This is a genomic window from Collinsella sp. CLA-ER-H7 (assembly GCF_040092345.1).
Lineage (GTDB): Bacteria > Actinomycetota > Coriobacteriia > Coriobacteriales > Coriobacteriaceae > Collinsella.
The window spans coordinates 101,650-122,942 of the sequence record NZ_JBBNLT010000002.1; the positions used below are offsets into that span (position 1 = coordinate 101,650).

Consider the following 21,293-nt stretch of genomic DNA (forward strand, 5'->3'; position numbering starts at 1 on the left):
AACTATAGCGAAACGGATCCGTTTTTCTTGATGCGGGCGAGTATGTTTTTGAGCTTGTTAAAGTCGAGCGGTTTGGACAGATGGGCGTTCATGCCGGCGTCGTGTGCCGCCTTGGCGTCCTCGGCAAAGGCATTGGCGGTGAGCGCGATGATGGGGATATCGGCTGCATCGACCTTCCCGCTCAGACGAATCGCGCGGGTTGCCTCGTAGCCGTCCATGTCCGGCATCATAATGTCCATCAGGATCGCATCGAAGCTGCCGGCGGGACGGCCAACGTATAGGTCGACCGTTTCGTTGCCGTTGACGGCGCGAGTTACGACGATGCCTTCGCTTTCGAGCAGAGCCTGGGCAATCTCGGCATTGAGCTCGTTATCTTCTGCCAAAAGGACGTTCATGCCGGCAAGCGAGCAGCTGTTTGCCTGGCTGTCCGCACGTTCTTTTGCCTGAGGGTTCTTGTCGATATCGAGCGGAATCTGGACGTTGAACGTACTCCCCACGCCAACCTCACTCGAAATCTCAATCGTGCCGCCCATCAGTTCAATAAGCGACTTGACGATTGGCATGCCCATGCCGGTTCCTTGGAACTTGCTGCGCGCATCGTCACCTTCTTGGGCAAACGGCTCATAGATATGCTTTAAAAACTTGGGAGTCATGCCAATGCCGGTATCCGAAACGCTAAGGCAAAAGAGCGCGCGCCCGTTATCGAGTGGCTTGGTCTTTGAGCTAAAGGTGACGGAGCCGCCGTGCTTGTTGTACTTAATGCTGTTGTCTAACAGGTTGATCATGATCTGTCGGATATGGGTGGGACTGCCGATCATGTATGGCCCCGTGGCGTACGGCAGACTATTGTCCTGCATTGTGATGCCGTTACTGGACGCGCGGAGCTTGCACAGCACTAGCGTATCGTCACAGAGCTCTTTGAGGTTAAAAGGCGCATGCTCCAGTGTTAGCTTGCGGTCTTCGATTTTGCCCATCTCGAGGATGTCGTTGATCAGCGAGAGCAGGTGATTGGCGGCAACGCGCGCCTTGGCACGGCTCTCGCGGGCGACTTGCATATCGCCTTCCTTCAATTCCTCGATCTCGATAAGGCCCAGGATACCGTTGAGCGGCGTACGGATGTCGTGGCTCATGCGCGTGAGGAATGCCGTCTTAGCGGCGTTGGCAGCATCGGCTTTTTTGCGCTCGGTTCGAGCGCGCACGAGCGCCCAGATGAGCAGGACGATGCCGACCGACAACATACCGATGAGGGTAGCTGCAATAGCGGTGCGGTTGCGATAAAGGAATTGAAGCGTGTTGGATTCCTGGGCCGTGTACGACGTGGAGGAGAAATTGCTTGCGGAGAGCGATTCTCCGGCATTGATGATGCCCTTGTTGATGATTCCCAGCAGCTCGGGTTTTCCGCGCGAAATCCAGCACGAGAGCTCACAGGTGTCAGGGAGCTCGGTCGTCTCGCAGTCCTCGAGATCGTAACGGTCACCGATGGTTTTTACGCGTGAACTAGGAGCGACGATGCAGTGCGCCGTTCCCTTCCTGAGGGCGTCGAACGCTTCATCGTCGGATTGGTATTCGGTTACGGTCGCTGTGGGGAACAGACTTTCAAGTGCATTTTTGTTGACAAACGATGATTTGGTACAGGCGATGTTCTGAAGATTTTTGTTCAGGTTGCTGCCGGTGTGGATAGCGGTGAGGGATATGGTTCCCAACGATACCGACTGCACAACGCCTGTTTGCTCGGCAAACCAGTAATCTCGGTATACCGGCAGCGCAACGTCTATGCTTTCCTTTGACAGGGCCTTTGACATCATCTTGTAGCTATCAAAGGCGACGGTTTTGACCGTAATGCCAAATTTATCGTGTAGCGTCGTCGCAAGCGATGCGAGCGAGCCTTCCATTTCGCCGTCTTCGTTCTCGTTGCAGTAGGGGAGTTTGCCCGTAATGTAGCCGAGCGTGATGGTGTTGTCATTTGCTTTGAGCCAGGAACGTTCGGGGCCGTTGAGCGATGATGAACCGCTGTTTTTGACCGAGTAGTTAGATTTGACTTCGTCGATATAGCGTGGGTTGACGCGGGCGATTGCCGACATGGCGGCATTGATGTCGTCCATTAGGTCGGGGCGGCTTTTGGGGACGGCAAAGTAGTAGTCGCTCGAACCAACGTAGAACATGGGCGACGCATCGGGCGACGAAATGGTGTCGTTCATGATGACGGCATCGACTTCGTCGTTTGCGAGCGCGTCAAAGAGCATGGGTCCCCCGTCATACTCCCTGTATGTGCAGGTAATGCCTTCGTTGGCGAGCCACTGCTGGCCAACGAAGGTTTGCATAACGTCGGGGTTGTAGCCGATGGTAAGGCCTTGGAGCGCTTGGGGGTCACCCTTGGTCAGGTCGTCGCGATCGGGCTTGGCGTAGATGTAGTAGCGCTCGGTGCCCTCGGGGTTCGAGGAAAAGAGCAGCTTTTGGGCGCGTTCCTCGGAATAGGAGATGTTGGGCATGAGGTCGATTTCGCCTGCCTCGAGCATGTCCATAAGCTCGGTGAAGGTGCCGGAGACGTATTCGTACCGCCAGCCGGGCGTGTAGTACGACAGGGTCTGGAGGTACTCGTAACCCCATCCCGAGAGACGCTCGCCGGGGGTGCCGTCCTGGAAGCCCTCGTTGTTGACGAGCCAGCCGACGCGGACCGTTTTGACTTGCTGACTAGAGTCATCGGCAAAAGCCTGGACAGGCGCGATAGAACTTAGTACGGCAAGCGCGGCAAGCACAATGGCCAGAGCGCGATATATAACTGAACGAAGGACAGTGGCAGCTCTCACATGCAATCCTAACGAATCGAGACATTACCGCATAAGGATACCAGCTCAGCCTGCCCAGTCGGCAGCTGCACCGCTAAACGCTCCCGCCCGGCAGTCATTGGGGACGTTCTTAAACGACTAGTCATTGGGGACGTTCTTGTTTGACTAGTCATTTAAGAACGTCCCCAATGACTAGTTTCGTTTGCGGGGGAGGCGTGGGACAATACCGAGCGAACGTGATTGGGCGTCTGGGAAAAGGGGTCGCGATGAACAAGTTGAGGACGCTTGCCGACGTGTTGCGCCAGGCTGGCTTTGCGCGCATCACGGGCCTGTTTCTTATCTTCTATCTGCTGTGCTCGACGGCCGTTTGGCTGTCCGAGCCCACGACCCTCACGTTTGGCGATGGCCTGTGGTTTAGCTTTGAGACGGTCTCGACCATCGGCTTTGGTGACATTCCGGCCGAGACACCGGTTGCCCGCGCCATTACCGTCATTCTGAGCGTCATCAGCATCTTCTACATCGCCATGCTCACGGGCGTGGCGGTGAACTACTGCAATACGCTTATCAAGATGCGTCAAAAGGACACCATGGCACGCTTTATGGATGATCTGGAGCATTTGGAAGAGCTCGATCGCGACGAGCTTGCCGATCTTTCGCGTCGCGTGCGCGAGTATCGTCGACGCCAGCGCTAAGACGAACGTCGCGCGCCACAACAGGGGGACTGAATATGCATATCACCGTGTATCTGGGTGCCAGTGCCGGCAATGACCCGGCGTTTCTGCCCGCGGTGCAAGAGCTGGGCAACTGGATTGGCGCCAACGGGCACGCGCTGGTATATGGTGGGTCCAAATCGGGCCTGATGGGTGCGCTCGCCGATAGCGTACTCGAGGCGGGTGGACACGTGACGGGTGTTGAGCCGAGCTTTTTTATCGAGGCCGAGTTTCAACATGACGGTATCGATGACCTCATCGTGACGAGCGATATGGCGGAGCGCAAGGCCAAGATGATTGAGCTCGGCGATGCGTTCATCGCCTTTCCCGGTGGGACGGGCACGCTCGAGGAGATTGCCGAGGTCATGTCCGCGGTGTCGTTGGGGCACCTGAGTGCTCCGTGCATCCTGTATAACCTGGACGGTTACTACAACGACCTCAAGGCGCTGCTCGGGCACATGATTGATAAAGGCCTATCGAGCCCACGGCGCCAGCAGGGCATCTACTTTGCCGACGATTTGCGCGAGATTGCCTCGATTATCAACGGATAAGTCTTGAGCCTGTCCCACTATGGCTCCCAATGGTGCCGTTCGCGGCGTGGATGGTTGCCTCGTTCGGGCAACGCTCGCTCTACAATAAAACGTATCTATGTCGACTTTGACCGCGGGAGGACCCGATGGACAACCTTGCCAAACCCACAAACCGCGCGCTGTTTTTAGTTAGCGTTGCCGTGACCGGTGCGTTCGCAGGTGCCGCGGTCTGGCTGTTCTTTTTTGCGATGGAGCACGGTATCGACTATCTATGGACCGGGATTCCGCACGCGCTGGGCGTCTCTTCGCCCGAGCTTGCCAGCGGCCCGTTTGGCTTTTTGCCGTACCCGTTTTTTGTTTGCCTGCTGGGCGGCCTGTTAATCGGTCTGTACGAAAAGATGACAGGCACCAAGACCGATGACCTCAACCAGGTGATGGCTAAGGTTAAGCAGGGCGGGCGCTATCCGTACGACAACCTGGGCAAGCTTTCGCTCGCGGCATTGCTGCCGCTGCTGTTTGGCGGAAGCATCGGACCGGAGGCCGGCCTGACCGGCGTTATCGCGGGTCTGTGCAGCTGGGTCGGCGACCGCATGCGTCGCTTTGGCGCCGAGTTTAGGGAGCTCACGCTGTTGGGCACTCAGGCCGCGCTGACGGCGCTCTTTACCGCGCCCGTCTTTGGCTTTGTGGCACCGCTTGCCGGTAGCGCCGACGACCAGGGCGAAGACGCCGACGATGAGTCCGCGTCCGGCGAGATCACCATCAAGCTGCCCAAGGCGCAAAAGACGGTGGTCTACGGCATTGCGATTGCCGGCGGTCTGGGTGCCTACCTGCTGCTTGGCCAGCTTGTGGGCGGCGGCATGGGCATGCCCAGGTTCGAGTCCGCCGAGGTGGGCAACCTGGAGCTTGCCTGGCTCATCCCCCTGTCGCTGGTCGGAACAATCTGCGGCTGGCTGTTCTTTGTTTCTGAGCACGCGAGCGAAGCGCTTGCCCATGCAATAGGGGAGCGTCCTGTCGTCAAGGCCATGCTAGCCGGTCTGGCGCTCGCCATCTGCGGCACGGTCCTGCCCTACACCATGTTTGCCGGCGAGACCCAGGCCGACGTGCTCATGGAAACCTATCTGACCATTCCCGCCGGCGTGCTTATCGCGACCGGTCTTGTTAAGGCCATGCTGACGCCCGCCCTCATCAACCTTGGTTGGCGCGGCGGCCACTTCTTCCCGGTTATCTTCTCGGGTGTGAGCCTGGGCTACGGCCTTGCCATCCTAACCGGCGCCGATCCGGTCTTTTGCGTTGCCGTCTGCACGGCATCGACGATGGGTGCGGTCATGCGCCAGCCCGTCATGGTCGTGGGCCTGCTGCTCATGTGCTTCCCGCTCAAAGGCATCATCTGTATGATCATCGCCGCCGTCATCGCTGCCGGTATTCCGCTGCCCAAGCCGCTGCGCAAGTAGTACGGTTTTTCACGAGTCAATTCCAGGGGTACGAGATGATCCTGTACTTTAGCGCGACAGGGAACAGCGAGCATGTGGCGCGTCGCATTGCAGCGGCGACAAGCGACAAAGTTATGTCGATTGAGCGCTTTGATGCCGAAGCCCTTCGCCTTGTTGCGACGGAAGGCCCCTGTCAGCTGGGATTTGTTGCTCCGGTGTATGCCTGGGGTCTGCCGACACCGATGATCGAGTTTTTGAAGACTGCCGACCTGTCGATTGCTGCCGGTACAAAGGGCGGCGAGCGCCCCTATACGTTCTATGTTTCGACGTACGGTTCGACGACCGGTCAATCGGCCAAGTTTGCCCGCGACCTGCTGCACGAGCGTGGGCTCGAGTTAGATGCGGCGATGAGCGTCAAGATGCCCGATACCTGGACGCCTGTTTTCGACCTGTCTGACTCTCAAAAGGTTGAGGGTATCAATAGAGCTGCCGAGGCGCAGATTGATGCCGTGATCGAGGCGGTGCGGGCACGCCGCACGGGCAACATGATGCGCCATCGCGTGCCTCTGTTTGCATCGTGCGCGTATCACGCAATTGGGCTGCCGCGCATGCAACAGACGAGCAAGTTTGCCGTCGATGCCGATCGCTGCATCGGCTGCGGCCTGTGTGCCAAGCGCTGCCCCATGGCGGCGATTGAGATGCGCGATGGCCTTCCCGTCTGGACAAAGCCGGAGTGCGCAGCCTGCCTTCGTTGCCTGCACTGTTGTCCCAAATTTGCCATCTCGCACGGTAAGCGCACGGCATCCCACGGTCAGTACAGGCATCCCAAGCCAGGTGTGAGGATGTAGCGGCTGCTGGCCGCGCCACTTCCAAACTGCGAGCGCTGCAGTGCCCAGGACGATGAGAGCGAGACCGATGGCGCTGCGTCGTGAGAGTTTTTCGTTGAATGCCAGGCGCGCAAATAGTACCGATACGACAATCGATAGTTTGTCGATCTGCACCACGACACTCACCTGGCCTGTGGCGATGGCGTAGTAGCATAGCAGCCACGATGCGCCAGTCGCAATGCCCGATGCCGCGAGAAATACGAGTTCGTAGCGGTCTACGTGCACGGCTTGGCCCATCTTGCCTTTAGCTGCCACGATTGCCCATGCCATAACCAGTACCACACAGGTACGGATTGCCGTGGCCAGGTTGGACTCGACGCCTTCGATGCCAGCCTTGGCAAGGATGGACGTGAGCGCTGCGAACACGGCGGCGCCGAGGGCGTAAGCGAGCCAGGTTCGGTCTTGCTGCTGCTCGGGTCCGGCAGACTGCTTCTTCTCGATCATTAAAAACGTGCCGAGGGTGATGACAGCGGTTCCCACGAGCTTAACCGCAAGGTTGCTCGTCTCGCCAAAAAGCACGATGGCGATCAGTGCAGCGAGTACGGTGCTCATCTTGTCGACCGGTATGACCTTATTGACGTCTCCGATGCCCAACGCCTTAAAGTAACAGATCCACGAAGCACCGGTAGCGAGTCCCGAGAGGACGAGAAAGAGCCAAGATCTGGGTTCGATGCTGCCGATGGTTCCAATGGATCCAGAAATGCCCGCCATTGCCCAGGCGAAAACGAGCACCACGCAGGTGCGAATGGCCGTCGCGACATCGGAGTCGGTCTGCTTGATGCCGCATTTGGCCAGGACAGATGTGACGCCGGCAAAGAAAGCCGACACAAATGCTGCTGCGACCCACGACACGGGTGAAATGCCTCCCCAAAGAACGACCGCGCCAGATTTACGGCGCTCGTCCGATGATACCGTCCCGCCATGAAGCTTTGATATCGCTGTGGTGAGACAGGGGCCATAGTTCGAGAGGGCATTTGGTTAAGGCTCGAATCGAAGGTGAATGGTTTTCCGCGAAGTGAACGAGTAAATCTGGACCCCTGGAACATGCACACTTTTTTCGAACAAAACTGCAGGATTCTTAGACAAAAACCGCAGGAATTGAGTCCTTAAAAATGTCGATGCTACAGGGCACTGTTTTTACTCGTTCACTTCTCGGAAAAGTATTCACCTTCGATATGCTGACGGTGTCTTTTTGGTTGCCAAGAACTAGACGGCCTGCCGTGAAGGGCGGTGGTGACGCTATGCCGCCTCGTTTCATTGAAAAAATAAGCGGGGTACCACCTAAGCTTTTTTAGCCGTCGATTACAGATCGCGTGCTCGATAAACCTTGGTGCTGACGGTGTAGCTGATTGCACATAGCGCGAGGGCAAGTGTGGCGATGCCTGCACACAGACAGCCAAGGACGGCGGGATCGGGATTCGCTCCGGCTATCGACATGAGCCAGTTGCTGATGGGGTTGGAGGAGCTCAGCGTGGCCATGGTGCCGCAGCCAAGCAGGGCAAACAGGCCAACGGATAGGCGCAGCGCCTCCATGTGTCCAAATCGAAAGAACAGCGGCTGCGCCAAAAACACCATCATGAGGGAGATGAGCATCGATGCTGCCGAGGCGATTGCGATTTCAAAGGCCGTCTGTCCCGTCGAAGGAATGCCCGCGCTGTTGAAGAGCGGGAAGGAGACGATGCTCAGAAGCGCGGCGGCGCACGCCATGACAGCCGAGAAGACAATGATGCTCAGGTAGCGTGCGCAGATGATGTCTTTGCGCGAGAAGGGCAGCGTTGCCCGATATCGCTCCCAACCGTTTTGATTGTCGAAACCGGCCAGTGAGTTCATGAATATGATGGGCGACATGGCACTGACGGCGCAAGCGCCGGCGCTCATACCGGAATCGCCATCCGACGCGTTGGCGAGCGTCAGCACGACGAACATGAACAGGCCGACACCCGCGATGCTCGGGACAAGTGAGCGAACGATGGCGAGCTCGGACATAAAGGCGCGTTTCATTTCGAAGCCCCTTTCAGCATGAGGCGCAGATAGTCATCAATGGTTGCCCGATCGCAGGGAATCTCGGGAAAGGCCTCGAGCGTTTCGCGACGGTTGGGCACGAGCACGTCCACGCTATAGGCGTGGTGGACGGCACAGGCGCCTTCGACGCAAGCCATAAGCTCGGCAGCCTGCGATTGGGTGCAGTGGGCGATGCCGGCACGGTCGGTAATGTCCTCGCGCGGCAGGTCAAACACAATCGAACCGTTATCGATGCAGATGACGCGATCAGCGGTGCGATCGAGGTCGGACGTAATGTGGCTCGAGAGCAGCACGCTGTGCTGGCCGTCGCCGACAAAGGCAAGCAGCTCATCAAGCAGCTCCTCGCGTGCCATGGGATCGAGGCCCGCGGTGGCTTCGTCCAAAACGAGCAGCTTGGCATTGTGGCTGAGCGCGCAGGCAAGCTGCAGCTTCATGCCCATGCCGCGGGAGAGGTCTTTGACCTTTGTCTTGGGATCGAGTCCAAATCGGTTGATGAATTCGGCGAACGTTTCGCGGTCCCACGTGGGGTACGCCGGGCCTACGAGCGACTCGATCTGGCCCACCTTGAGCGTGGAGGGGAAGGGGCACGTGTCCAGGACAAGACCGACGCGGGAGCGTAGATGGCGTTGCAACTCATCGGGCGCGTCGGCGCCACAGTGCTGCCCAAACAGGTGCACTTCGCCGGCGTCGAGCTTTATAAGCCCGAGAGCAGCTCGAATCGTCGTTGTTTTGCCAGCACCGTTGGCACCAACAAAGCCGACGATCTGGCCAGGCTCCACGGCAAGCGTGACGTCGCGCAGTGAAAAGCGGTCGCTCACACGGCGTGAGATACCTTTGAGTTCAAAAGGTTTTGCATGGCATAGCCTTTCTTGCAGATGGCTACTGCATAGTTTCGGGGGCTACCAGGTCGAGCATCTCGTGCAGTTTGTCGCGCGTGACGCCCAAGGCTTCGGCTTGGCTTGCCGCTTTCGCAAGCAGATCTTCGATATGGCAGAGCTGGTTTTCGCGCAAGAGCTCCTGGTTGTCCTCGGTGACAAAACAGCCCTTGCCCTGCACGGTGCAGATAAACCCGAGCTGCTCCAGGTCGGCGTAGGCGCGCTTGGTGGTGATGACGCTCACGCCAAGATCGCTCGCGAGTGCACGGATGCTGGGGAGTTTTGCTCCCGCGGCGAGCGTGCCCGAAAGGATCTGAGCTTTGACTTGCGAGGCTATTTGCTCGTAGATGGGTTTGTCGCTCGAATTGGATAGGATGATGTCCACAGCGGCTCCTTAGCTGTTGGGCTACACGTGTATATAACCGGTAAACACAGTATATATACACTATGCACAGTTATGCAAGAGGTAAATACGGATTGTCCGCTCGTTCATTCATCTCAATCTGTAACATCTGGAACCGATTTGGACGGCTACCTGTTACAGATTGAGATTTTGCTGGCGGGCCCCACCTGGTTGTCTCAATTTGTAACAACTGGAGAAGATTTTGGCTGCTAGATGTTACAGATCGAGACATTGGCCACCCGTCTATCCTTATATCTCAATCTGTAACAGATGGACCCGTTTTGAGTGGCTAGATGTTACAGATTGAGATCTTTCTGGGACGCCCACCTGTTTGTCTAAATCTGTAACAGGAAGAGGTTCAAAAACCGTCTAGATGTTACAGATCGAGACAAACTGCTGCGGAGTGTCGCCATCGACTGCTAACCAGGCCCCAACTGATGAATTTGTCCTGATAGGTGCCCTATGGCGGGATTTCGCGGCTACAATAGTGCGGTTACAACGACGTAATGCACTCAATGCAAGAAAGGATCCGCATGGCAAGCCTGTCGGATGAAATCTCGTCGCGCCGCACATTCGCGATCATCAGCCACCCGGACGCCGGTAAGACCACACTTACCGAGAAGCTGCTGCTCTATACCGGCAGCATCCAGACTGCCGGCTCGGTCAAGGGCAAGAGCTCGGCCAAGCATGCCGTCTCGGACTGGATGGACATCGAGAAGGAGCGCGGCATTTCCGTCACCTCCTCGGTGCTGCAGTTCACTTACAACGGCGCCTGCGTCAACATCCTCGATACCCCCGGTCACCAGGACTTTTCGGAGGATACCTACCGTACCCTTATGGCCGCTGACGCCGCAGTCATGGTCATCGACGGCGCCAAGGGCGTCGAGGCCCAGACCAAGAAGCTCTTTAAGGTCTGTACGCTGCGCCATATTCCCATCTTCACCTTTGTGAACAAGCTCGACCACGAGGCTCGCGATCCGTTTGAGCTCATGGAAGAGATCGAGAACGTTCTGGGCATCAATACGTATCCTATGAACTGGCCGATCGGCAGCGGCCGCAACTTCCGCGGCGTGTTCGATCGTCAGACCCGTCGCGTCATTGCCTTTGAGGGCGACGGCCACGCCAACGCCACCAAGAAGGTCGCCGAGGTCGAGGCCGAGCTGGGCGATCCTTCCATGGATGAGCTCATCGGCGAGGAGAACCATAAGAACCTGATGGACGACATCGAGTTGCTCGATGGCGCTGGCGACGAGCTCGACTTGGATGCCGTGGCCTGCGGCAAGCTGAGCCCGGCGTTCTTTGGCTCGGCGCTCACCAACTTTGGCGTGGAGCCCTTCCTCAAGGAGTTCCTGCGTCTGGCCCCGACGCCGCGCGCCTATACCGATACGCTCACCAGCGAGCCGGTCGATCCCTGCCGCGACGACTTTAGCGGCTTTGTGTTTAAGATCCAGGCCAACATGGACAAGAACCACCGTGACCGCATCGCCTTTGTACGCATTTGCTCGGGCAAGTTCGAGCGCGGCATGGACGCCTTCCACGTGCAGGGCAACCGCAAGCTCAAGCTTGCTACGGGCACGTCGATGATGGCCGATGACCGCGCCATCGTGGACGAGGCGTACGCGGGTGATATCGTGGGCCTGTTCGATCCGGGTATCTTTAGCATCGGCGACACCGTGTGCTCCGGCAAGCGCCACGTGCAGTATCCGCAGATCCCGACGTTTGCCCCTGAGATGTTCGCTCGCATTACGCAGGTCGATACGCTCAAGCGCAAGCAGTTCGTCAAGGGCATGGAGGAGCTTGCCCAAGAGGGTGCCATCCAGATCTTCCGCGAGCTGGGTGCCGGCATGGAGAGCGTCATCGTGGGCGTGGTCGGCGTGCTTCAGTTTGAGGTACTCGAGCGTCGCCTCAAGGCCGAGTACCGTGTTGAGGTTCGTCGCCAGCCGCTGCCCTATACGGACATCCGCTGGATCCAGAACGACCCCGACACTATTGATATCCCGGGCCTTTCGCTCACGCGCGACACGCTGCGCGTCGAGGACATGCGCGGCGGCAAGCTGCTGCTGTTCACGAGCCCGTGGAACGTGGATTGGGCAACCGACCACAACCCCGACCTGATCCTGTCGGAGTTTGGCAACGTAGCCTTTTAACGTATCGGCGCGGTGGCCCTGCGGGGTTGCCGCGCCGTTTGCTTGCCTTATGCCGTGTGAGCGGCTATTATACCCACCGTCGTCTCAAGACCGGGGCGTCCGAGCAGTTCGGGTCCGATATCCTGCTCGTTAAACCTAAAACCAAAGGAGTACATAATGATCAAGAAGGTCATGGAGGACTATAAGGTCCTGTTGCGGAGCATTCCCGCGGCAACGGTTTCGCTGTTTTTCGTGAGCGTCATCATGATGAACCTGCTGGCCAACAAAGAGCTTATCAGCCTGCCGTATCTGGCGCTCGATTGCGGCTTTGTGGTGAGCTGGGTTTCGTTTTTGTGCCAGGACATGATCTGCAAGCGCTTTGGCGCCAAGGCATCCATCAAAATCTCTATCCTCGCGCTGCTGGTCAACCTGGCCGTGAGCCTGTGCTTTTGGGCATGCTCGCTCACGCCCGGCATGTGGGGCGCCTACTACGACACCGGCATGATCGAGGTCAACACCGCCCTTAACGCCACTATCGGCGGCACCTGGTACGTGGTGCTGGGCTCTTCGCTGGCAATGCTCGTTTCTGCCGTGGTTAACTCGACGCTCAACCAGTCGCTCGGCCGTATGCTCAAAAAGAATAACTTTGCGAGCTTTGCCTTCCGCTCCTATGTGTCCACGGGCGTTGGCCAGTTTATCGACAACCTGGTCTTTGCCATTGTGGTAAGCCACACGTTCTTTGGTTGGACCTGGGTGCAGGTCCTTATGTGCTCGCTGACGGGTGCCATCGCCGAACTGCTGTGCGAGGTCTTCCTGAGCCCCGTGGGCTACAAGGTCGTGCGCGGCTGGGAGCGCGAGAACGTGGGCTCCGAGTATCTCGAGCGCCACGCAACCGCCTAAGGAGCAAGTATGCGGGTTTTGATCACGGGCGCTTCGGGCGGTATCGGAGCCGCATGCGTGCAGGGTTTTTTGGACGAGGGCCACGAGGTCGTGGGCTTTGATCTGCTGCCGGCGGCGATCGAACACGAGCGCTATCGCCATCTGATTGTTGATGTCCGCGAGCCGGACGCGTTTCCAGGCGACCTTGAGCCTCAGGTGATCGTGAACGTTGCCGGTACGCAGGATTCGGCGGACGACATCGCCGCCAACCTGCGTGGCACCATCAACGTGACCGAGCGCTACGCCTTTGTGGGGGAGGGGCTTGCCGCCAAGCCGGCACCGGCTATCAAATCCGTGGTCAATGTGGGGTCGGCGAGTGGGCATACGGGATCGGAGTTTCCCGCCTATGCCGCCAGCAAGGGCGGCGTTATCGCCTACACCAAGAACCTTGCAAACCGTCTGGCGCCGCAGGCCATCGCCAACAGTGTGGACCCGGGCGGCGTTATCACGCCGCTCAACCGTTGCGTGATGGAAGACGAGCACCTGTGGAACCAGATTATGGAGCTCACGCCGCTTAAACGCTGGGCCACCGCCCAGGAGATCGCCGAGTGGATCTACTTTGTGGGCGTGACCAACCGGTTTATGACCGGGCAGAGCCTGTTGATCGATGGCGGCGAGGCCGGCCGCACACAATTTATTTGGCCCGAATAGGAAACGCGCCCGATGGGAAGCCTTCGGGCGCGTTTTTGATGTATCGATTTTTAGCCGAGGCAAGTCCAGTTGACGGGGGTCGAGCCGTGCTGTTCGAGTAGCCGATTGGCTGCCGAGAAGGGGCGCGACCCCATGAAAGCGGGGAGTTCTGCCGTGGCACGGTTGGCCGAAAGCGGTGAGGGGTGCGTGGAGGCCAGGCAGAACTTGCCGGCTGCCTTGCCCGCGCCGGTCGCGGCGAGCTTGCCTTCGACCATCTGTTGGGCAAAGCGGCCCCATGCCAAAAAGACGACCGGCTGGGGCAGCTGGCAGCAGCGTTCGATAACGTAGTCGGTGAGCGTGCTCCAGCCTAGTTTGGCGTGCGAGTTCGCGGCGTGTTCGCGCACGGTGAGCGTAGTGTTGAGAAGCAGGACGCCCTGTTGTGCCCATGGCGTTAGATCTCCTGTGGCGGGAATAGGGCAGTCCAGATCGGCATTGAGTTCCTTGTAGATGTTGCGCAGGCTCGGCGGCAACTTGGTTTGCGTCGCGGGGACCGAGAACGACAGCCCCATGGCCTGGTTGGGTCCGTGATAGGGGTCTTGACCCAAGATGACAACCTTGACCTGGTCGGCCGGCGTGTAGGCGAGGGCATTGAGGATGTCGTCTTGTGCCGGGTAGATGGTTTGCTCGGCACGCAAAAGGGCGATGCGCTCGAGCAGCTGGTTCGTAGTGTCACGTACCGGCTGCGGCGCATCGCCCAACCAAGTTGCTATGTTGCGGTCGCGGATCGCGGCGTCCATGGGGCTCCTTTATGGCAGATGCTCTGTTGGCATCTATTGTAAAGGCGCACCGGTTGCCTTTATGCCACGGCTGTATGAAGAGTGGGGTCTACGAGACGTGCTCGGGCGCTCCTGCCATGCGAGCCTGTTCATGTGCGCGGAGGCGCGGAAGCTCGACGGTTGCCACCATGACGCCGGTGAGGATGAGGGCGGCGCCAAAGAAGGCGATGGGGCTCAGGACCTCGCCAACCAAGAAGAACGAAAAGACAGCGGAGCAGACCGGCTCAAGCGAGAAGGCGAAGCCGGTGGTCTCGGCGGGCACGTGGGGCTGCACGAGCGTCTGGGTGATAAAGCCATAGGCAGAGCAGATGAGTGCGAGGGCAACGACGACCACGATCTCGCTGGGCGTACTGGGAAGTGTGAAACCTCCAAAGACGCATGCGGCGATGCCCGAGAACAAGCCGCCGAAGCCCAGCTGCCAAACGCCCAGAGCAAGTGGATCGACTTCTTCGACAAAGCGCTTGGCCACGATAATGTGGCTGGCATAGATAAAGGCCGAGAGCAGCATGATGAGCGCGCCCGGGTTCAGGCTGGTAAAGTCTGCGCCCGAGAGCAGCAACATACCGCAGGTGACGATGGCGGTGCCGACGAGCACTTTGCGCTCGGGGGCGCGACGCAGCAGGGCGGCGTTGGCAAACGGCACGATTACGACCGTCAGGCTCTGCAAAAAGCCGGCGGTGGAGGCGGAGGTGAGGCTGGAGCCCAGGCACATGCAGGTGAGCTCGGTTGCCATGATGGCACCGATGATGGCGGCACGGACCATAAGGTCGCGGTTGATGCGCAACGCGTGCTTGTGGAAGAGCAGCAGGCAGACCACAAAGGCGATGATGCAGCGTAGCGCGACGATGCTCGTGGCGTTCATGCTGTCCATGCCGATCTTCATAAGGGGGTACGAAAAGCCCCATGCGACGGGAACGGAAAATGAGAGCGCGATTGCTTTTTTGCGATCCATGGGACTCCTTTTGTTACAGAACGGTTTCGTAAAAAGGATTCTGCTCCCAGATATTGATGTAGTAAAGCGAATGTATCTTCAGTATGATTAAGAAACGCTAATGTTGGCAGAAAAAGCGCTGGCAAAACGTTTTACGGCTGCATTGATGTGGAGGCACGATGGCATCGCGGTATCAGATTGTTTGTATGGTGGTCGATTGCGGCAGCCTGAAACGCGCGGCGGACGAGTTGGGCTATACGCAAAGTGCGGTGAGTCAGGCCGTCAAGGCGCTCGAGCGCGAGCTGGGCACCACGCTTATCGAGCGCGGTAAGCAGGGCGTTTCGCTTACGCGCGACGGTAAACAATATCTGCCGTACCTGCGCCAGATTGTGACCGCCGAGGCCGAGCTCGAGGGCAAGCGCCAGGAACTGCTGGGGCTTTCGTCGACCGATATTCGCATTGCGACGTTTACCAACGTGAGTCGTACCGTGCTGCCGCGCGTGATCCGCGACTTTGGTGCGCTGCACCCGGGCGTGCACTTTACCCTCAAACAGGGCGATTACACGCGCAACGCCCAGTGGGTGCACGATGGTGTGGTTGATTTTTGCTTTACGGCGCGCGGATTTACCGCTGGGCTCGAGAAACGCGTGGTCTATCACGACGAGTTGGTGGCATTGTTGCCGGCCGCGCATCCGCTGACGGCAAAGGAAAAGGTGACACTCGCCGACCTGGCGTCCGAGCCGTTTGTGCTGCTGGATGAGGGCGAACAGAGCCTGGTGCTCGATGCATTTGCGGCGCATGGGCTGTCGCCGCATGTGACGAGTGAGGTGACCGACGACTACACCATCATGGCGATGGTGGAGGAGGGCCTAGGCGTGAGCATGCTATATCGCCGTACCGTTGAGGGCATGCGGGCCGATATTCGCGTACGTCCCATCGTGCATGCTCCCTCGCGCGACGTAGTGGCGGCCTGGCGCAGCTGGGACACCATGCCCATCGCCACCAGGCGCTTTATCGACTATATGAGCTCGCATATTGTCAATTAATGATTGGCGTGGCGTTGAGTGCGGTGTTTAGCGGGCTGTCGCTTTGGCTTGGGTGGCGCGATAGGTGCGTGCCGGGTGGCAGAGTAGTACCGCCACGACCATAAAGAACGCCGTGGTGCCCAGGCTGATGGGGTAGACCATCATGATGTTCGCAAAGGTGCGGAAGTGCGGGAACACGCAGAACACCCAATAGAAGCGGATGCCGCAGACGCAGATCATGGTGATGAGGGCGGGCGTGAGCGAGATGCCAAAGCCGCGCAGGTAGCCGGACATGTTTTCGTAGAACATGCTAAAGGCGTACGCCGGGAAGATCGAACACACGCGGATATAGCCGATCGAGACAATGTTGGGATCGCTGTTGAACAGCGACAAGATCTCGCGCCCCAGACCGACAATAACGATAATCGTGGTGAGCGCGACGATACCGCCTTCGACTAGGCAGACCTTGAGCGTCTTGGTGCAACGGTCGATCTGGCGGGCACCGTGGTTTTGTCCCACAAAGGTGGTGCAAGCCTGGCTAAAGCTGTTGAGCAGGTTGTAGCATACGTACTCCAGGCTCATGGCGGCGCTCGATGCGGCCATGACCTCGGTGCCCAGACTGTTGATGGCGGACTGGATGATGATGTTGGCGACGGCAAAGACGGCGCTTTGGATGCCGGCGGGCAGGCCGATCTTGACGATGCGCTTGAGGGCGACGGGGTCGATAGCCAGGTCGCGCGGGGTGACGCGGACGACGGAGTCGGTCTTGAGCAGGCGAATAAAGAGCGTAGCGGCGCTGACGGTGTAGGCGATGGCGGTGGCGATGGCGACGCCCGCGACGCCCCAGTGGAGTACGGGGACAAAGATGAGGTCCAGGCCAATGTTGAGGACGGTGGACACGGCAAGCGCCTGCAGCGGCATGCGGGTGATGCCGACGGAGCGGAAGATCGCGGCCTCAAAGTTGTAGAGCAAAATCGAGGGCATGCTGAGCAAAAAGACGCGCAGGTAGAGCGAAGCGAGCGGCATGGTTTCGGCGGGAACGTTGAGCGCGGCGAGCATGGGCTCGGCAAAGATCTCGCCCAGCGCGATGACGACAAAGCCCACGAGCGCCATTAAAATCGAGGTATGGACGGCGCGTTTGACCATGTTCTGATCGTTGCGGCCGATAGCGTTGGCAATGACCACGTTGGAGCCAAGCGACATGCCAATAAACAGGTTGAGCATAAGACTGGTAAGCGGAACATTGGAGCCGACCGCCGCCATGGCGAGGGTTCCCTGGTCGCCCGAGAAGTTACCGATGATGACCGTGGCGATGAGGTTCGACAGCTGCTCCAAGATGCTCGTGGCGGCCACGGGGAAGGCGAACAGGGGAATATTGCGCCACAGCGAGCCGGTGGTCATGTCAATGTGCTTAGATACGGTGTCAGCCATACGCTCTCAATCTCTAATATGCTCTTTCGTGCTTATTTGCGCAGATGATGATACTCCTAATGCAACCAGTCGGCACTTAGGGACGTTCCTTTTCTGTCGGCAGCTGGGGACACTCCTTGTAGTCATTGGGGACGTCCTTAAACGACTAGTCATTCAAGAACGTCCCCAATGACTAGGTGGGAAAGGCGTGCGACAATGGTGGGCGTTGTGTTGTTCGCGCTAAGGAGTTGCCATGTTGTTGTGTCCTGTTTGCCATGAGCCGTTGGTGGACAATGAACGCGGGGCCGCATGTGCGGACGGACACCGGTTTGACCGTGCGCGCGAGGGTTATCTGTATCTTCTGCGTTCGTCCAAGAGCGGCGACTCCATGGGTGACCCCAAGTCGCAGGCGCGCAGCCGTCGTGACTTTTTGAACCGTGGATACTACGCGCCGTTGCGCGATGCGATGGTCGAGCTGGTGCGCGAACGAGCTCAGCGGTGCGCGGCTACGTCGGACAAGCCGCTGGCCTTGCTCGATATTTGCTGCGGCGAGGGCTATTACACGAGTGCCATGGGCGCGGTGCCGGGCGTAGACGCTTACGGGTTCGACTTGGGCAAAGAGATGGTGCGCCTGGCCGCCAAGCGCGGCGATGCGACCTATTTTGTGGCCAACATGAAGGATATCCCCGTGGCCGATGGCGCCTTCGATATGGTGACCGAGCTCTTTGCTCCCTTTAACGAGCGCGAGTTTGCCCGCGTGCTGGCGCCCGAGGGCTCGCTCTACACCGTCGTGCCAGGTGCACGTCATCTGTTTGGGCTTAAGGAGGTACTCTACGACACACCGTACCTTAACGATGAGAAGTTGCCGAAGACCACCGAGTTCGAGTTGGTCGGAACGCAGCGGGTGTCTGCGAATATTACGCTTCAGACCCAGGCCGATATCGAGGCGGTGTTCCAGATGACGCCGTACTACTACCGTACGCGCCCTGCCGACAAAGAGCGCCTGGCAAATTTGGACACCCTTCAAACCGACATCGACTTCATCATCGCTGAGTACCGCCACAGCTAACAACCTACCAAAAAGGGACAGGTTTATTTTGGCAGGTTTTATCTAGGCAAACGTAAAGGGCCGACCGCGGAGATGCGCGATCGGCCCTTTTTAGTTGCTTGGCTGCAGAGGTTATGAGAAGCGAGCGCTTATAGGCGGTCCTTGTTCTCGGCCTTAACGGCGTGTGCCTGCTGAACAAAGAACAGGTCGTAGACCACAATGACAAAGGCGACGATATTGACGGAGCTGCCGCCGAGCGCGGGAAGCGTGAGCACGGCCTGCGCGATCGTGGCGATTACGGCAACGATGCCGAGCTTAAACGCACCATCCACCTGCGAAGGCTTGTTGGCGCCCTTAATGCCCGCAACACCTGCGGCAAGGTCGACAACTCCCTTGGCGACAAGCACGATCGCGGCGAGCATGGCGTTCGATCCGTAGGTGGACTCGAGCTTACCGGTCGCGATACCGGCGATTCCGATGACGAGACTGGCGATGCCCAGAACAAAATAAATCAGGGCAAGGATTTTGAGTGTCTTGCGCGCGGCGCTCATGGCTGGTCCTTTCGATGCGGGCGCGGAGAATCTGTCGCACCCAGGTTGTGGCACATATCGTGAAGCACATTGTAGTTCAACGGGGCGATGCATGTGCCTGAAAGCGCTTTGAGCCCGCGCAGCCCAACCCAACCTTTCAAAAAGGAAAGCTGGGCGTAAGGCAAATCGATGGCAGCTCATGTGCGGCGCTGCGATGATGGGGCCATGGTAAGAGCTGGACCGAAGGAGGAGCCATGATGTACGGAACAGGGCAAGTGCGTGAGCCGCGGTCGTTGGGAAGGCGCATGGGTGATTCTGTGATCGCTGCCGTGTGCACGGGATTGATGGCGGTGCTTTGCATTGGGATGCTGTGGGCCATGTCGCATGTGGGACAATAGCGGACGGTTGGGTGCTGAAATGAGCGGCGCTCGCGTATTCGTTTTGCTTGCTAAGGAGTACTCATGGGCGTCGTCGATCCCTTTTCTGTTGCTCGTGCCGCGGGGCTTGAGCTGACCGGGAAGTCCGAGGGCCTCACGCTCACCGACGGCACGATGGAGCTTCGTGCCGATTTCGCCCGCATGCTTCCGCGGCTCAAACAGGGCCGTCTGCAGCAAGAGCTACTGGTGAAGGCTGCGCGCACAAAAGGCATCGAGCAACCATGGGCGATTGATGCCACGGCAGGCTTTGGCGAGGATTCGCTGCTGTTGGCGGCTGCGGGCTTTATCGTCGATCTGTATGAGCAGGATTGTGTGATTGCGGCGCTCCTCAAGGATGCCTTGGATCGCGCGGCAGATGATCCGGCGCTTGCGACTGCCGTGGCGCGCATGCGCTTGCATGCGGGCGAGGACAGCATTGCCGGCCTTCGCCATACAGCTGAGCTGATCGGGCGGGGCGAGCTTGCCGCCCCCGACGTGGTGTATCTGGACCCCATGTTTCCCGAGCGCACCAAGAGCGCGGCGGTTAAAAAGAAGTTCCAACTCTTGCACCATCTGGAACAGCCATGTACCGATGAGGAATCGCTGGTCAAGGCGGCGCTTGCTGTGCATCCGCGCAAGGTCGTTATCAAACGACCGGTGAAGGGGCCACTGCTTGCCGGCGTTAAGCCGAGCTATCAGCTTGCGGGCAAGGCCGTTCGTTACGATGTTTTGGTGCCGCCGCGCCCGTAGCTTGCGTACGATGGCTGACACTCCGTCAATGCCGTGCCGATGCGGCGCCTATTTCCAAGGGTGCGACGTCAGGTGCCATCCACCGCAGTATTCGCATTTGTAACAGGCCAAACCGCGCCGTCCGCGGTTTTCGCAGTCGGCCATAACGGCCTCGGCCTCGGCGCGTGTGTCGTAACGGTTTTTGCGCTCGCACGACTTGTAGCGCCAGGCCTCATCGCGCTCGGCGTCCAGGGCGTCGCGGCGCTCGTCCTCGCGCGCAAACAGGTCGCTCATATCGCCGCCGGTGGCAGCGCCCAAAAACTCGCTTTTTGCCTTTGACCAGGCGGCTCGCTTTTTGCTTCCCATCTGCTGCGCGCCCCTCTCCAAACGTTGGTATCATTGCTCAATCAAAGTGATACCAATAAACGTGAGGTTGCCGCGTGATGATCAGAAAAACCCTCGATACCGACATTCCCGCCGTCATGGCTATCTATGACGCGGCCCGCGCCTTTATGCGCGCGCATGGCAACGCCACGCAGTGGCCCGAGGGCACGCCTTCTGCCGAGCAGCTGGCTGCCGATATCGCTGCCGGTGGCAGCTATGTGTGCGAAGTCGACGGCCGCGTAGTGGCGACGTTTGCCTTTTTGCCGGGCCCGGACGAGTGCTATGACGTAATTGAGGACGGCCAATGGCGTAGCGACGCTCCATACGCCGTGCTGCACCGTGTGGCGTCCGATGGCACCGTGCACGGTATCGCGGCTGCGATGTTTGCCTTTGCCAAGGAGCGTGCCGATCACCTGCGCATCGATACGCACCAGGATAACCTGCCCATGCAGGGCGCGAGTATTAAGGCGGGATTCGAGCGTGCCGGCGTCGTGTATGTGTCGGACGGCACGCCGCGCGTCGCGTTCGATTGGCTGCGCGAGGCATAAGAGCGAGGGCGCGCATCAACAATTCATGCGAACGAAAATGGCCTCGGGTGGGGCTATTTTCGTCCGCCGCGCTGTTTTGCAAGCCGGCTTTCGCAAGG

20 protein-coding genes are annotated in these 21,293 nt (G+C 58.8%); 10 read left to right on the forward strand and 10 right to left on the reverse strand.

The window, feature by feature from the left end; all coding sequences use genetic code 11:
* Nucleotides 1-2: 2 nt before the first annotated feature.
* A complete protein-coding gene (locus tag AAAX75_RS01840; RefSeq protein WP_349090892.1) occupies nt 3-2,807 on the reverse strand; it encodes a transporter substrate-binding domain-containing protein in 2,805 nt (934 codons plus the stop codon).
* Nucleotides 2,808-3,052: 245 nt separating this feature from the next.
* Here AAAX75_RS01840 and AAAX75_RS01845 point away from each other — a divergent pair, with 245 nt between their 5' ends.
* From AAAX75_RS01845 to AAAX75_RS01855, 3 genes are all read left to right on the forward strand, one after another.
* A complete protein-coding gene (locus tag AAAX75_RS01845; RefSeq protein WP_195625355.1) occupies nt 3,053-3,478 on the forward strand; it encodes a potassium channel family protein in 426 nt (141 codons plus the stop codon).
* Nucleotides 3,479-3,513: 35 nt separating this feature from the next.
* On the forward strand, nt 3,514-4,047 hold the full coding sequence (locus AAAX75_RS01850) for a TIGR00730 family Rossman fold protein (RefSeq protein WP_349090893.1): 534 nt from the start codon (nt 3,514-3,516) through the stop codon (nt 4,045-4,047).
* A 125-nt stretch (nt 4,048-4,172) separates the two neighbouring features.
* The gene (locus tag AAAX75_RS01855) at nt 4,173-5,477 is read left to right on the forward strand and encodes a chloride channel protein (protein WP_349090894.1); all 1,305 of its coding nucleotides are present in this window, start codon (nt 4,173-4,175) and stop codon (nt 5,475-5,477) included.
* Nucleotides 5,478-5,851: 374 nt separating this feature from the next.
* On the opposite strand, the gene AAAX75_RS01860 is transcribed toward AAAX75_RS01855, so the two are convergent.
* From AAAX75_RS01860 to AAAX75_RS01875, 4 genes are all read right to left on the reverse strand, one after another.
* Nucleotides 5,852-7,195 (reverse strand): EamA family transporter, encoded by a 1,344-nt coding sequence (locus tag AAAX75_RS01860; protein ID WP_349090895.1) that lies wholly within the window; start codon nt 7,193-7,195, stop codon nt 5,852-5,854.
* Between the two features lie 450 nt (nt 7,196-7,645).
* Nucleotides 7,646-8,344: an ABC-2 transporter permease gene (locus tag AAAX75_RS01865; protein WP_349090896.1), complete on the reverse strand. Its 699-nt coding sequence runs from the start codon at nt 8,342-8,344 to the stop codon at nt 7,646-7,648.
* Nucleotides 8,341-9,183 carry an ABC transporter ATP-binding protein gene (locus tag AAAX75_RS01870; protein ID WP_349090897.1) on the reverse strand — a complete coding sequence of 281 codons (843 nt, stop codon included), beginning with the start codon at nt 9,181-9,183 and terminating at the stop codon, nt 8,341-8,343. Before AAAX75_RS01870 ends, AAAX75_RS01865 begins: the two co-directional genes overlap by 4 nt.
* Before the next feature lie 61 nt (nt 9,184-9,244).
* Entirely contained in the window at nt 9,245-9,625 is a 381-nt protein-coding gene (locus AAAX75_RS01875; protein WP_349090898.1) for a GntR family transcriptional regulator, read from the reverse strand.
* A 551-nt stretch (nt 9,626-10,176) separates the two neighbouring features.
* Between AAAX75_RS01875 and AAAX75_RS01880 the strand changes: the two genes are divergently transcribed.
* From AAAX75_RS01880 to AAAX75_RS01890, 3 genes are all read left to right on the forward strand, one after another.
* On the forward strand, nt 10,177-11,790 hold the full coding sequence (locus tag AAAX75_RS01880) for a peptide chain release factor 3 (RefSeq protein ID WP_055286676.1): 1,614 nt from the start codon (nt 10,177-10,179) through the stop codon (nt 11,788-11,790).
* Between the two features lie 156 nt (nt 11,791-11,946).
* Complete coding sequence (locus tag AAAX75_RS01885; protein ID WP_349090899.1) at nt 11,947-12,669, forward strand: VUT family protein; 723 nt, start codon at nt 11,947-11,949, stop codon at nt 12,667-12,669.
* Nucleotides 12,670-12,678: 9 nt separating this feature from the next.
* Complete coding sequence (locus AAAX75_RS01890) at nt 12,679-13,359, forward strand: SDR family oxidoreductase (RefSeq protein ID WP_349090900.1); 681 nt, start codon at nt 12,679-12,681, stop codon at nt 13,357-13,359.
* A gap of 50 nt (nt 13,360-13,409) precedes the next feature.
* On the opposite strand, the gene AAAX75_RS01895 is transcribed toward AAAX75_RS01890, so the two are convergent.
* Nucleotides 13,410-14,135: a uracil-DNA glycosylase gene (locus AAAX75_RS01895; RefSeq protein WP_349090901.1), complete on the reverse strand. Its 726-nt coding sequence runs from the start codon at nt 14,133-14,135 to the stop codon at nt 13,410-13,412.
* Between the two features lie 88 nt (nt 14,136-14,223).
* Complete coding sequence (locus tag AAAX75_RS01900) at nt 14,224-15,126, reverse strand: DMT family transporter (protein ID WP_349090902.1); 903 nt, start codon at nt 15,124-15,126, stop codon at nt 14,224-14,226.
* A 158-nt stretch (nt 15,127-15,284) separates the two neighbouring features.
* Between AAAX75_RS01900 and AAAX75_RS01905 the strand changes: the two genes are divergently transcribed.
* Nucleotides 15,285-16,151, forward strand: coding sequence for a LysR family transcriptional regulator (locus AAAX75_RS01905; protein WP_118065642.1), 867 nt, complete (start codon nt 15,285-15,287; stop codon nt 16,149-16,151).
* A 27-nt stretch (nt 16,152-16,178) separates the two neighbouring features.
* Here AAAX75_RS01905 and AAAX75_RS01910 read toward each other — a convergent pair whose 3' ends face one another.
* Entirely contained in the window at nt 16,179-17,561 is a 1,383-nt protein-coding gene (locus tag AAAX75_RS01910; protein ID WP_215673313.1) for an MATE family efflux transporter, read from the reverse strand.
* Between the two features lie 232 nt (nt 17,562-17,793).
* Here AAAX75_RS01910 and AAAX75_RS01915 point away from each other — a divergent pair, with 232 nt between their 5' ends.
* Nucleotides 17,794-18,609, forward strand: a complete 816-nt coding sequence (locus AAAX75_RS01915) for a putative RNA methyltransferase (protein ID WP_349090903.1) — start codon at nt 17,794-17,796, stop codon at nt 18,607-18,609.
* A gap of 128 nt (nt 18,610-18,737) precedes the next feature.
* Here AAAX75_RS01915 and AAAX75_RS01920 read toward each other — a convergent pair whose 3' ends face one another.
* The gene (locus tag AAAX75_RS01920; protein WP_349090904.1) at nt 18,738-19,139 is read right to left on the reverse strand and encodes a hypothetical protein; all 402 of its coding nucleotides are present in this window, start codon (nt 19,137-19,139) and stop codon (nt 18,738-18,740) included.
* 440 nt (nt 19,140-19,579) lie between these two features.
* Between AAAX75_RS01920 and AAAX75_RS01925 the strand changes: the two genes are divergently transcribed.
* On the forward strand, nt 19,580-20,284 hold the full coding sequence (locus AAAX75_RS01925; RefSeq protein ID WP_349090905.1) for a class I SAM-dependent methyltransferase: 705 nt from the start codon (nt 19,580-19,582) through the stop codon (nt 20,282-20,284).
* Nucleotides 20,285-20,332: 48 nt separating this feature from the next.
* Here the strand turns inward: AAAX75_RS01925 and AAAX75_RS01930 are convergent, their stop codons facing one another.
* Nucleotides 20,333-20,629 (reverse strand): hypothetical protein, encoded by a 297-nt coding sequence (locus AAAX75_RS01930; RefSeq protein WP_055310006.1) that lies wholly within the window; start codon nt 20,627-20,629, stop codon nt 20,333-20,335.
* Nucleotides 20,630-20,706: 77 nt separating this feature from the next.
* Here AAAX75_RS01930 and AAAX75_RS01935 point away from each other — a divergent pair, with 77 nt between their 5' ends.
* Nucleotides 20,707-21,195, forward strand: coding sequence for an N-acetyltransferase (locus AAAX75_RS01935; protein ID WP_349090906.1), 489 nt, complete (start codon nt 20,707-20,709; stop codon nt 21,193-21,195).
* Nucleotides 21,196-21,293: the final 98 nt, after the last annotated feature.